We start from the raw sequence: 11,724 nt of genomic DNA, 5'->3' as shown, positions 1-11,724 counted from the left end.
CTCCCGTCCACCGGTCGCCGCTCGACGCGCCGGCCGGTGGCGGTCAGTGCTGGTTCGGCGGCGGGTCGCCGAGGGTGATGTGCTCCGAGCCGGGCGCCGGCTCGTTCGGGTTCGGCACCCCGGGCAGGTCCTGCTCGCCGGCCGGCTCCCCCGTCGGCGGGATCTCCGACGGCCCGGGGCTGCCCGGAAGGGTGGGGTCGACCGGGGTCGGGTCGGTCGGGTCCACCGGCGGCATCGGCTCCCCGGGAGCGGGACCGGGCGTCGGAGCCGGCCCGGGCTCGGGCGTCGGGGTCGGAGCCGGCTCGGGCGTCGGTGTAGGAGCGGGCCCCGGGTTGGGCGTGGGCGGGATGGTGGCGCCACCGTCGCCCGGCAGCCCCAGGCTCTCCTTGAGCTTGTCCGCGCCCTGGTCGATCTGGTCGGCGTACTTGCCGCCGGTGCGCTGGTTGAGGAGGTCCTCGACCTTGTCGAGTCCCTGCTCGGCCTGCTCCGGGTGACCCTTGACGAAGTCCTTGGCCTTCTGGATCCAGTCGCTCACTGCGTGTCCTCCACGGTCGGGCCTCCCAGGACCGAGGCCCTGCCCCGTCCCTGGCGCGACGACGAAGCCGCCACGGGCTCGACGCTACCCCTCTGGCAGACTGGTCAGGTGCTCGCGTCAGTCCAAGCTGCGGCCCAGCAGCCCGTCTTCCCCGTGCAGAACCTGATCATCCTCGCCATCGTGGCCGCGGTGGTCTACCCGCTGCAGAAGAAGCTGCGCGAGTCCGTGTCCCGCCGCAGGCGCGAGCGCTGGGCCGAGGAGGACCGCCAGGCCGAGCTCGAGCGACACGAGCTCGAGCGGCGCGACCTCGACCGGCACGACCTCGACCGGCACGACCTCGAGCGGCACGATCAGGACGCACCCCGGTCCGACGACGCGCCCCCGTCCGGCCACGAGCCACGCTGACCTTCCCGTTGCAACGGAGCCGCGCCGTATCCCGTGAGGTCGGCCCTGCGCGTACGGCTCAGTCCGACTGGTGCAGCTGTCGGGCGGCCTCCGCAATCGAGCCGGAGAGCGACGGATAGACCGTGATGGTGCTCGAGACCTGGTCGACGCTCAGACGGTTCTGCACCGCGAGCGCCACGGGGAAGATCAGCTCGGACGCCTTCGGTGCGACGACGACGCCGCCGAGGACGGCGCCGGTGACCTTGCGGCAGAAGAGCTTGACGAAGCCGTCGTTGATGCCCTGCATCTTGGCGCGCGGGTTGCGGGCGAGGGGCAGCATGACGCACTCGATGTCGGCGGACTCGTCGGCGGCGTTCTGGCTGATGCCGACGGTGGCGATCTCGGGCTCGGTGAAGATGTTGGCCGCGACGCCGCGCACGTTGAGCGGCGCCACCGCGTCGCCGAGGGCGTGCCACATGGCGATGCGGCCCTGCATGGCGGCGACCGAGGCGAGGGGCAGCACTCCCGTGCAGTCGCCGGCCGCGTAGACGCCGCCGACGCTGGTGCGCGAGACCCGGTCGACCGAGATGTGCCCGGAGGCGCTCAGCTCGACGCCGGCCTCCTCGAGACCCAGCCCAGAGGTGTTGGGGACCGAACCCACCGCCAGCAGGGCGTGGGAGCCCTCCACGGTGCGGCCGTCGACGAGGGTGACCACGACGCCGTCGGCGGTGCGCTCGACGGAGGCGGCGCGCGACTTGTTCAGGACCTCCATGCCGCGCTTGCGGAAGACGTCCTCGATGACCGTGGCGGCGTCGGCGTCCTCCCCCGGCAGCACCCGGTCTCGGGACGAGACGAGCACGACCTCCGAGCCGAGTCCGAGGTAGGCCTGGGCGAGCTCGGCACCGGTGACGCCGGAGCCGATGACGATGATCCGCTCGGGCAGCTCGCGCAGCGAGTAGATCTGCTGCCAGGTCAGGATCCGCTCGCCGTCGGGGCGCATGGTGTCCATGACCCGGGGCGCGGCGCCGGTCGCGAGGAGCACCACGTCAGCGGCCAGCTCCCGCGTCGTCCCGTCGGTGAGCTCGGCCACCACGAGGTCGCGCCGGGCGAGGCGCGCCGTGCCACGGAGCACGGAGACGCCGACCTGCTCGAGGCTGCCCTGGATGTCGGCGCTCTGGGCGGCTGCGAGCTCGAGGATGCGCCCGTTGACGGTCTGGGCCTGGGCCACGGCGTCGGAGACCTCGTCGCCGTCGTCGTCCTGCAGCCGGACGCCGAGGTGGGAGGCGGTCTCGAAGTCGGACATGTAGTCGGCGGTCGCGATGAGGGCCTTGCTGGGGACGCAGTCGGTGAGCACCGCAGCGCCGCCGAGGCCGTCCTTCTCGACGATGGTCACCTGCGCCCCGAGCTGGGCGGCCACGAGGGCCGCCTCGTAGCCACCGGGGCCCCCGCCGATGATGACAACCGACGTCTCGCGCGTGATCACGGGCTCCATCCAACCACCACGGCCGGGACGGGCACCCGGTCCCCTCGGACCGGACAGGGCATGGCCGCTCCGGCCGCAGCGACCTCGCTAGAGTCCTCAGCGTGACCAGTAGCCACCGAGATGTCAGCGCCGATCTCACCGATCCCGCCACCGACCCCTTCGACGTCGCCGCGCAGGCCGCGGCCGTCATCGCCGAGCGCACCGGATCTGCGCGCCACGACGTGGCGCTCGTGCTCGGGTCGGGCTGGGGGCAGACCGCCGACCTCATCGGCGAGACGCTGGCGACGGTGGAGAACGCCGAGGTGCCGGGCTTCCACAGCGCCGCGGTGGCCGGGCACTCCGGCACGATGCGCTCCGTCGCCATCGGCGACACCGGTCGCCGGGCGCTCGTCTTCGGCACGCGGACCCACTTCTACGAGGGTCGCGGCGTGCGCGCGGTGGTGCACGGCGTGCGCACCGCGGCGGCCGCCGGGTGCTCGACGATCGTGCTCACCAACGGCTGCGGCGGCCTCAACCCCGCCTGGTCCCCCGGCACCCCCGTGCTCATCCGCGACCACATCAACCTGACGGCGCACTCCCCCGTCGAGGGCGCCAACTTCGTCGACCTCACCGACCTCTACACCCCCCGCCTGCGCGAGCTGGCCCGTGAGGTCGACGGCGACCTCGACGAGGGCGTGTACGTCCAGTTCCGGGGCCCGCACTACGAGACCCCGGCCGAGGTGCAGATGGCCAAGGTCCTCGGCGGCGACCTCGTCGGCATGTCGACGACCCTCGAGGCGATCGCCGCACGCCAGTGCGGGCTCGACGTCCTCGGCATCTCGCTCGTCACCAACCTGGCCGCCGGCATCTCCGACCAGCCGCTCAGCCACGCCGAGGTGCTCGAGGCCGGCCAGGCCGCGGCAGAGCGCTGTGGGCGCCTCCTCGCCGCGGTGGTGGGGCGCCTGTGATGCCCGACCTCGAGAGCATGCAGCCCACCGACGACGCCGAGGGCCTGTATGCCGCAGCGCGGGCCTGGCGCGACGACGACCCCGACCCGACCACCCGCGCCGAGCTCGACGCCGTCCTGACCCGGGCTGCCGGTGGCGACGCCGACGCGGTCGCCGACCTCGCGGACCGGATGTCCGGGCTGCTCGAGTTCGGCACCGCCGGGCTGCGTGGGGCGCTGGGCGCCGGCCCGAACCGAATGAACCGGAGCGTGGTCATCCGCGCGGCCGCCGGCCTGACGGCATACCTCAAGGCCGAGGGACGTGCGGGCGAGGCGCCCACGGTCGTCATCGGCTTCGACGCCCGCTACAACTCCGACGTGTTCGCGCGCGACACGGCGGCGGTGGTGGTCGCGGCCGGCGGTCGCGCGCTGCTGCTGCCCCAGCCCCTGCCGACCCCGGTCCTCGCCTTCGCGATCCGCCACCTCGGCGCCGACGCCGGTGTCATGGTGACCGCCAGCCACAACCCGCCGCAGGACAACGGCTACAAGGTCTACCTCGGCGACGGCAGCCAGATCGTGCCGCCGGCCGACGCCCAGATCGCCGCGCACATCGCGCGGGTGCAGTGGGTGGCCGACGTGCCCCGCGCCGCCGACGGCTGGGAGACCCTGGGCGACAACCTGCTGCAGGACTACGTCGACGCCGTGGTCACGGTGGTCGACCCCACCTCCCCGCGCGACCTGAGCATCGTGCACACCAGCCTGCACGGCGTCGGCCACGGCACCGTGCACTCCGCCTTCGTCCGGGCCGGCTTTCCGGCCCCGGTCGTCGTCGACGAGCAGGCCGTGCCCGATCCCGACTTCCCGACGGTCGCCTTCCCCAACCCCGAGGAGAAGGGCGCCATCGACCTCGCCCTGGCACGGGCCCGGGCCGTGGGGTGCGACCTCGTCATCGCCAACGACCCCGACGCGGACCGGTGCGCGGCGGCCGTCCACGACCCGGCGCTCGGCGACTGGCGGATGCTGCGCGGCGACGAGGTGGGCGCCCTGCTCGGTGCCCACGTGGTGCGTCGTGGTGTCTCGCGCAAGGACGTCTTCGCCTGCTCCATCGTGTCCTCGCGCCTGCTGGCCTCCATCGCCAAGAGCGCCGGCATCGCCCACGAGGAGACGCTGACCGGCTTCAAGTGGATCTCGCGGGTCGACCGCCTGCGCTACGGCTACGAGGAGGCGCTCGGCTACTGCGTCGCCCCGCAGCTCGTGCGCGACAAGGACGGCATCAGCGCGGCCCTGCTGCTTGCCGAGCTGGCCGCGACGCTCAAGGCCGAGGGTCGGCGTCTGACCGACCTGCTCGACGAGCTCGCCGTCCAGCACGGGGTCCACGCCACCGACTCCTTCTCGGTGCGCGTCTCGGACCTCGCGCAGATCGACACGCTGATGTCGCGCCTGCGCGCCGAGAAGCCGACCACGGTGGCCGGCGTCCAGGTGTCGCGCACCGACGACCTCGCCAAGGGTGACGGTGGCCTGCCGCCCACCGAGGGCCTGCGCTACCACCTCGCGGACCGCTCGCGCGTGATCGTGCGCCCCAGCGGCACCGAGCCCAAGCTCAAGGTCTACCTCGAGGTGATCGAGCCCGTCGCCGACGCCGCCTCCCTCGGGGAGTCACGTGCGGTCGCAGAGACGCGGCTGGCCCGCGTGCGCTCCGACTTCGAGCGCCTCACCTCGCTCTGAGTCGCGTCGCCGCGGGCACCTCGCCGTATGCCGGGTGCCCGCGGCGGGACCCCGCGCACCCGGCCGATCACGGCGGCACACGGCATACGCCCGCGTCAGGCGACGAAGGTGCCGAGAACGAAGACGGCCAGGGCGCCGAGCAGCAGCCCGACCGACACGGGGTCCCAGGCCTGGGTCGCGATGCGGGGGGTACGGCCGTCCTTGCGCCGTCGGTCGGCCGCGATGCGCTCCTCGACCTCGGCGGCCACGACCTGCGCCTCGACCTTCGACTTCGACGGCAGCTCCGAGGTGCCCTTGCCGCGGACCTTGTTGGACCCGACGGTGAGCAGGCTGCGGCCGTAGCGCGGGCGGCCCGGGTCGGCCGGCACGCCCCAGGCGGTGTAGCGCCGGCCCTCGGCGACGAGCTCGAGGGCCCAGCGCGAGCGCACCTCGGTGATGACCGGCCACGTCAGCTCGACCACCCGCATCGGGTTGACCAGCCGGATGCCCTCGGTGTGGATGACGACGCACGGCCGCACGACGAAGAGCCACAGCAGCACGAGGGCGAGCACGACGGTGGAGGCGAGCGTCCAGCTCCGAGGATCGGACAGCAGGGCCGAGGCGAGCAGGCCGAGCGCGGCCAGCCCCGCGATGACGCCGATGGCGACCGACGACCCGGGACGCAGCGTCCGGGGCTCGGGCAGGGGCTGCGGTGCAGGCTGCCTGCCGGACTCCGGCGCGGGCTGGCCGGGGCCGCTGCTCGGCACGGGTGAGTCGGGCGGCTGGGACACGTCTGGGCTCACCCCCCGACTCTCTCACGCGTCCGGCCCCGTCTCGAAGGGTGGATAGACTCCCGTGGTGACCGTTAGCACCACGACCCGCACCGCCTCGGACGTCGCCGCTCAGGCCCGGGACGTGCTCGGGGTCTCGCGACTGACCAACCGAGCCCTCACCTCGTGGCTCCACGGCCTGCCCGGCGTCGACCAGGTCGGCAACGAGGCCCGCGCCGCCGGCCTCGGCACCCGCTCGATCAAGACGACGAGCAAGGCGTGGGCCATCGACACCGCCATCGGCATGATCGACCTCACCACGCTCGAGGGCTCCGACACCGTCGGCAAGGTGCGGTCCCTGTGCGCCAAGGCCCTCGTGCCCGACCCCCTCGACCCGAGCACGCCGCGTCCCGCCGCGATCTGCGTCTACGGCGACATGGTGGCCACCGCACGGGAGGCACTGGGAGACAGCGGCATCCACGTCGCGGCCGTCGCCACGGCGTTCCCGTCGGGACGCGCCAGCATGGCCGTGAAGCTAGCCGACACCCGCGACGCCGTCGAGGCCGGTGCCGACGAGATCGACATGGTCATCGACCGCGGCGCCTTCCTCTCGGGCGACTACCTCACGGTGTTCGACCAGATCGCCCAGGTGAAGCAGGCCTGCGGCGAGGCCCACCTCAAGGTGATCATGGAGACCGGCGAGCTCGTCACCTACGACAACGTCCGGCGCGCGTCCTACCTGTCCATGCTGGCGGGCGGCGACTTCATCAAGACCTCCACCGGCAAGGTCTCCCCCGCCGCGACGCTGCCGGTCACCCTCGTGATGCTCGAGGCCGTGCGCGACTGGCGCGAGCTCACCGGCGTCCAGGTCGGTGTCAAGCCGGCCGGCGGCATCCGCACCACCAAGGACGCCATCAAGTACCTCGTCATGGTCAGCGAGGTCGCAGGCGAGGACTGGCTCACCCCCGAGTGGTTCCGCTTCGGCGCCTCGAGCCTGCTCAACGACCTGCTCCTGCAGCGGCAGAAGCTGACCACGGGCGCCTACTCCGGTGCCGACTACGTGACGCTCGACTGACGAGCGCCCTGACCGAGACCGCCACGGCGCCTGCCACGACTGCCACGAAAGACACTTTCATGCCCACGTTCGAGTACGCCCCCGCTCCCGAGTCGCGAGCCGTCGTCACCATCGAGGAGGCGTACGGCCACTACGTCGACGGCGCCTTCACCGAGCCGGCGGAGACCTTCCCCACGATCAACCCGGCCGACGAGACGGTGCTCGCGCAGGTGAGCCAGGCCGGCGCCGAGGACGTCGACCGCGCCGTGGCGGCCGCCCGCCGTGCGTTCGAGGGCGTCTGGGGCCGGATGAGCGGCGCCGAGCGCGGCAAGTACCTCTTCCGCATCGCGCGCATCCTGCAGGAGCGGGCCCGCGAGTTCGCCGTGCTCGAGACGCTCGACAACGGCAAGCCGATCAAGGAGACCCGCGACGTCGACGTGCCGACCGCGGCGGCGCACTTCTTCTACCACGCCGGCTGGGCCGACAAGCTGGAGTATGCCGGCCTCTCGGCCTCCGGTGGCAGCGTGCCCCGACCGCACGGCGTGGTCGCGCAGGTCATCCCGTGGAACTTCCCGCTGCTCATGCTGGCGTGGAAGATCGCGCCCGCACTCGCGACCGGCAACACGGTCGTGCTCAAGCCCGCCGAGACGACGCCGCTCAGCGCCCTGCTCTTCGCCGAGGTGTGCCAGCAGGCCGGGCTGCCCGCCGGAGTCGTCAACATCGTCACCGGTGACGGCCGAACCGGCCAGGCCCTGGTCGAGCACGCCGGGGTGGACAAGATCGCCTTCACCGGCTCCACCGAGGTGGGCAAGGCCATCGCCCGCTCGATCGCCGGCACGTCCAAGAAGGCCACCCTCGAGCTCGGCGGCAAGGCCGCCAACATCGTCTTCGACGACGCCCCCATCGACCAGGCGGTCGAGGGCATCATCGGCGGGATCTTCTTCAACCAGGGCCAGGTCTGCTGCGCCGGGTCCCGCCTGCTCGTCCAGGAGAACGTCCACGACGAGGTCGTGTCGCGGCTCAAGCGCCGCCTCGGGACGCTGCGCGTCGGCGACCCGATGGACAAGAACACCGACCTCGGCGCCATCAACTCCCGCGCCCAGCTCGAGCGCATCACCTCGCTCGTCGAGGCCGGGGTGGCCGAGGGCGCGGAGCGCTGGAGCCCCGAGTGCGCGCTGCCCGGCAAGGGCTTCTGGTTCCCGCCGACCGTGCTCACCGGCGTCTCGCAGACGCACCGCGTGGCCACCGAGGAGATCTTCGGCCCGGTGCTGTCGGTGCTGACCTTCCGCACGCCCCAGGAGGCGGTCGCCAAGGCCAACAACACGGCATACGGCCTCTCCGCCGGCGTGTGGACCGAGAAGGGCTCGCGCATCCTCTGGATGGCCGACCAGCTGCGCGCCGGGGTGGTGTGGGCCAACACCTTCAACCGCTTCGACCCGACGTCGCCGTTCGGTGGCTACAAGGAGTCCGGCTACGGCCGCGAGGGCGGCCGCCACGGCCTCGAGGCCTACGTCACCACCGCTGCTCCGACCGCCGCTTCGACCCTGACGGGAGCCACCCGATGAGCCGCCTCGACGTGCGCAAGACCTACAAGCTCTACATCGGCGGGGCCTTCCCCCGCAGCGAGTCGGGCCGCTCCTACGAAGTCGTCTCGGCCTCGGGCGAGTTCCTCGCCAACGCCTCGATGGGTTCGCGCAAGGACGTGCGCGACGCCGTCGTCGCCGCCCGGGGCGCGCTGGCCAAGTGGTCGGGTGCCACGGCGTACAACCGCGGCCAGGTGCTCTACCGCGTCGCCGAGGTGCTCGAGGGCCGTCGTGCCCAGTTCGTCGAGGAGGTCGCCGCGGGCGAGGGCCTCTCGGCGCGTGCCGCCGGGGCGGCCGTGGACGCAGCCGTCGACCGCGTCGTCTGGTACGCCGGGTGGACCGACAAGATCGCCCAGGTGCTCGGCAACCTCAACCCGGTCGCCGGGCCGTTCTTCAACGTCTCCGTGCCCGAGCCGACCGGCGTCGTGGGCGTCCTTGCGCCGCAGGCCTCCTCGCTGCTCGGTCTCGTCTCCGTGGTCGCACCGGTGATCGCGACGGGCAACACGGCCGTCGTCGTGTCGTCGGCGGACCGGCCCCTGCCGGCGGTCACCTTCGGCGAGGTGCTCGCCACCTCCGACGTCCCCGGCGGCGTCGTCAACATCGTGACCGCGCGCACCGCGGAGGTCGCCACCTGGCTGGCTGCGCACCGGGACGTCAACGCCCTCGACCTCACCGGCGTGGCCGGCGCCGAGGGCGTCGACTGGGCAGCTCTCGAGGCCGAGGCCGCGGGCAACCTCAAGCGGGTGTACCGCCCGACCCTGCGCGACGGGGCACCGGTGGAGCCGGACTGGACCGCCGACCCGGGACTGGACCGCATCCGCGCGTTCGTCGAGACCAAGACGGTCTGGCACCCCAAGGGCCTCTGACCGGTGGCACCGGAGGACGCCGCTCCTGTCGCTGACGGGCACCGGCGACGCGTCATCCTGCTCACCGGCCCCAGCGGGGCCGGCAAGAGCCGCCTCTCGGCCCGGCTCAGCGCCACGCACGGCTGGCCGGTCGTGCGCCTCGACGACTTCTACCGTGAGGCCCACGACCCACGCCTGCCCCGGTCACCGCTCGGCATCCCGGACTGGGACCACGTCGACTCGTGGAACGCCGACGCCGCCGTGGACGCGCTGCGCCGGCTCGTCGACGGGGGTCCCGTGCAGCTGCCGATCTACGACATCGGCGCGTCCGCGGTGACGGGGCGCCACGAGCTGGAGGCCGCGCCCACCGACCACATCCTCGCAGAGGGGCTCTTCGCCGGACGGCTCATCGAGCCGCTCGACCGCGAGGGGCTGCTCGCGGACGCGCTGTGTGTCCGGCAGAACCGCTCCCTGACCGCCGCGCGGCGCTTCGTGCGTGACCTGTCGGAACGGCGGAAGGCGCCGCACATCCTGGTGCGTCGCGGCCTGATCCTGTGGCGCGACGAGCCCCGGGTCATCGAGGAGGCGACGGCCCAGGGCGCCCGGTGCGTGCACCCCCGCCAGGCAGAGGCGCAGCTGGCCGTCCTCGGGGCGCCCCGGCACGGCTGAGACCGGCCAGCCCCAGGCAGGGCCGAGCCGGGAGCAGCGGGCCGTACGCGTCAGGTGACCGGCGCCTGCTCCACGAGGGTCGCGTAGCCGGGCTTGATGACGTCGTCGATGAGCGCGAGCCGCTCGTCGAAGGGGATGAAGGCCGACTTCATCGCGTTGATCGTCACCCAGCGAAGGTCCTCGAGGGTCCAGCCCGCCTCGTCGCGCAGCAGCGTCGCCTCGCGGGTCATGGACGTCCCGCTCATCAGCCGGTTGTCGGTGTTGAGCGTGACCCGGAAACGCAGCCGGCGCAGCAGCGTAATCGGGTGGTGGGCGATGGACAGGGCAGCGGACGTCTGCAGGTTGCTGCTCGGGCACATCTCCAGGGGGATGCGCTTGTCCCGAACGTACGCGGCCAGGCGTCCGAGGCGCACGCGGTCCAGCTCGAGTGCGGTCAGGGCCTGCGGGTCGTCCGTCTGCCCCTCGAGCCACTCGGAGAACGGCGAGCCGTCCACGGTGATGTCGTCGACGATGCGCACGCCGTGACCGAGGCGGTCGGCGCCGCACCACTGGATCGCCTCCCAGATCGACGGCAGGCCGAAGGCCTCCCCCGCATGGATGGTGAAGTGGAAGTTCTCGCGCTGGAGGTACTCGAACGCGTCGAGATGACGGGTGGGAGGGAAGCCGGCCTCGGCCCCCGCGATGTCGAAGCCGGAGACCCCCTCGTCGCGGTAGCGGATGGCGAGGCGGGCGATCTCCTTGGCGTTGGCCGCGTGGCGCATGGCCGTCAGCAGGGCGGTGACCCGGATGGGGTGTCCTGCGGCGGCCGCCTTGGCTTCGCCGTCTCGCAGGCCCGCGTTGACGGCCTCGACGACGCCCTCCAGAGTCAGGCCGTGCGTCAGGTGCTGTTCCGGCGCGTAGCGGCTCTCGGCGTAGACCACACCATCGGACGCCAGGTCCTGGGCACACTCGCTGGCGACCCGGAAGAGGCCCTCACGCGTCTGCATCACGGCCAGGGTGTGGTCGAACGTCTCGAGGTAGCGCGGGAGCGAACCGGAGTCGGCACTCTCGCGGAACCAGGCGCCGAGGGCGTCGGCGTCGTGGGCCGGCAGCGAGGCGTAGCCGACGGCGTCGGCCAGCTCGATCACCGTCTGCGGGCGCAGGCCGCCGTCCAGGTGGTCGTGCAGCAGGACCTTCGGCGCACGTCGGAGGTCGGCGGGCAGCTCGTCGCTCACTGGACCTCGCCCGCTGCCTCGGCCGTGGCCGCCTCGTCGGCCTCGTCCTCACGGTGCACCGTGCCGGGGCTGAAGGCGGGCAGGCAGATGGCGACGTACTCAGCGCCCTCCGGCCCGCAGGAGTAGCGGATGCGCTCCCCACCACGGGTCACGACGGTCTGCCCTGCGTGCGCCTCCACGGTTCCCCCGTCGTGGTCGACGAGGACCGTCCCGGAGAGCACCACGGTGATCTCGTCGAACTCCGGCGTCTGGAACGGCTCGGACCACCCGGCCGGAGCGACCATCCGCGCGACGGATACAGAGGTCTGCAGGCCAGCCGCGGGCGTGTTCACCGCACCGACGTGCTCGTCGATGACCTTGCCACCGGGGACGGGGATGCGAGTCGGGGATTCGATGAGTTCAGGCACGTCTCCAACCCTAGCCGCTGCTGCACACCGCTAACAGGGCGGCGAAAAGGGTCCGGAAATGCGACAACCCCGCCGGGTGACCCGGCGGGGTTGTCTGAATGTGTGTCCGGCTGCGTCCTACTCTCCCACACCGTCACCAGTGCAGTACCAT

The 11,724-nt window shown here is 72.7% G+C and carries 12 protein-coding genes; 7 read left to right on the top strand and 5 right to left on the bottom strand.

Annotated elements, in window-relative coordinates; translation table 11 throughout:
• Positions 1 to 43: 43 nt before the first annotated feature.
• The gene (locus AB0316_RS16245) at positions 44 to 535 is read right to left on the bottom strand and encodes an antitoxin (RefSeq protein ID WP_366274083.1); all 492 of its coding nucleotides are present in this window, start codon (positions 533 to 535) and stop codon (positions 44 to 46) included.
• A gap of 108 nt (positions 536 to 643) precedes the next feature.
• Here AB0316_RS16245 and AB0316_RS16240 point away from each other — a divergent pair, with 108 nt between their 5' ends.
• Positions 644 to 940 (top strand): hypothetical protein, encoded by a 297-nt coding sequence (locus AB0316_RS16240; RefSeq protein ID WP_366274082.1) that lies wholly within the window; start codon positions 644 to 646, stop codon positions 938 to 940.
• A 58-nt stretch (positions 941 to 998) separates the two neighbouring features.
• Here AB0316_RS16240 and AB0316_RS16235 read toward each other — a convergent pair whose 3' ends face one another.
• Positions 999 to 2,411, bottom strand: coding sequence for an NAD(P)H-quinone dehydrogenase (locus tag AB0316_RS16235; protein ID WP_366274081.1), 1,413 nt, complete (start codon positions 2,409 to 2,411; stop codon positions 999 to 1,001).
• Between the two features lie 92 nt (positions 2,412 to 2,503).
• Between AB0316_RS16235 and AB0316_RS16230 the strand changes: the two genes are divergently transcribed.
• Both AB0316_RS16230 and AB0316_RS16225 read left to right on the top strand, forming a co-directional pair.
• Positions 2,504 to 3,349 carry a purine-nucleoside phosphorylase gene (locus tag AB0316_RS16230; RefSeq protein ID WP_366274080.1) on the top strand — a complete coding sequence of 282 codons (846 nt, stop codon included), beginning with the start codon at positions 2,504 to 2,506 and terminating at the stop codon, positions 3,347 to 3,349.
• The gene (locus AB0316_RS16225; RefSeq protein WP_366274079.1) at positions 3,349 to 5,052 is read left to right on the top strand and encodes a phospho-sugar mutase; all 1,704 of its coding nucleotides are present in this window, start codon (positions 3,349 to 3,351) and stop codon (positions 5,050 to 5,052) included. The genes AB0316_RS16230 and AB0316_RS16225 overlap by 1 nt, the downstream gene beginning before the upstream one ends.
• A 95-nt stretch (positions 5,053 to 5,147) precedes the next feature.
• Here the strand turns inward: AB0316_RS16225 and AB0316_RS16220 are convergent, their stop codons facing one another.
• Positions 5,148 to 5,834 (bottom strand): PH domain-containing protein, encoded by a 687-nt coding sequence (locus AB0316_RS16220; RefSeq protein ID WP_366274078.1) that lies wholly within the window; start codon positions 5,832 to 5,834, stop codon positions 5,148 to 5,150.
• 112 nt (positions 5,835 to 5,946) lie between these two features.
• Here AB0316_RS16220 and deoC point away from each other — a divergent pair, with 112 nt between their 5' ends.
• From deoC to AB0316_RS16200, 4 genes are read left to right on the top strand one after another with little or no spacing between them, the layout of a single operon-like run.
• Positions 5,947 to 6,876: a deoxyribose-phosphate aldolase gene (gene deoC, locus AB0316_RS16215; RefSeq protein ID WP_366274366.1), complete on the top strand. Its 930-nt coding sequence runs from the start codon at positions 5,947 to 5,949 to the stop codon at positions 6,874 to 6,876.
• A 59-nt stretch (positions 6,877 to 6,935) separates the two neighbouring features.
• Positions 6,936 to 8,420 (top strand): aldehyde dehydrogenase family protein, encoded by a 1,485-nt coding sequence (locus AB0316_RS16210; protein ID WP_366274077.1) that lies wholly within the window; start codon positions 6,936 to 6,938, stop codon positions 8,418 to 8,420.
• Positions 8,417 to 9,304, top strand: a complete 888-nt coding sequence (locus AB0316_RS16205; RefSeq protein ID WP_366274076.1) for an aldehyde dehydrogenase family protein — start codon at positions 8,417 to 8,419, stop codon at positions 9,302 to 9,304. Before AB0316_RS16210 ends, AB0316_RS16205 begins: the two co-directional genes overlap by 4 nt.
• Positions 9,305 to 9,307: 3 nt before the next feature.
• Positions 9,308 to 9,952, top strand: a complete 645-nt coding sequence (locus AB0316_RS16200; protein ID WP_366274075.1) for an AAA family ATPase — start codon at positions 9,308 to 9,310, stop codon at positions 9,950 to 9,952.
• Between the two features lie 50 nt (positions 9,953 to 10,002).
• Here the strand turns inward: AB0316_RS16200 and AB0316_RS16195 are convergent, their stop codons facing one another.
• Together AB0316_RS16195 and AB0316_RS16190 are read right to left on the bottom strand one after the other, a co-directional pair.
• The gene (locus AB0316_RS16195) at positions 10,003 to 11,166 is read right to left on the bottom strand and encodes an adenosine deaminase (RefSeq protein WP_366274074.1); all 1,164 of its coding nucleotides are present in this window, start codon (positions 11,164 to 11,166) and stop codon (positions 10,003 to 10,005) included.
• Complete coding sequence (locus tag AB0316_RS16190; protein ID WP_366274073.1) at positions 11,163 to 11,573, bottom strand: cupin; 411 nt, start codon at positions 11,571 to 11,573, stop codon at positions 11,163 to 11,165. Before AB0316_RS16190 ends, AB0316_RS16195 begins: the two co-directional genes overlap by 4 nt.
• Positions 11,574 to 11,724 lie beyond the last annotated feature (151 nt).

This window comes from Terrabacter sp. NPDC080008 (genome assembly GCF_040702505.1).
Classification (GTDB): Bacteria; Actinomycetota; Actinomycetes; order Actinomycetales; family Dermatophilaceae; genus Terrabacter.
Note: the sequence above shows the minus strand (reverse complement) of the source record. Positions and strands in the feature narration are given on the sequence as shown.

Excerpts from the sequence above, each read along its gene's own strand:
- AB0316_RS16235 (WP_366274081.1), bottom strand. The coding sequence starts at position 2,411 with ATGGAGCCCGTGATCACGCGCGAGACGTCGGTTGTCATCATCGGCGGG.
- AB0316_RS16210 (WP_366274077.1), top strand. The coding sequence starts at position 6,936 with ATGCCCACGTTCGAGTACGCCCCCGCTCCCGAGTCGCGAGCCGTCGTC.
- AB0316_RS16225 (WP_366274079.1), top strand. The coding sequence starts at position 3,349 with ATGCCCGACCTCGAGAGCATGCAGCCCACCGACGACGCCGAGGGCCTG.
- AB0316_RS16205 (WP_366274076.1), top strand. The coding sequence starts at position 8,417 with ATGAGCCGCCTCGACGTGCGCAAGACCTACAAGCTCTACATCGGCGGG.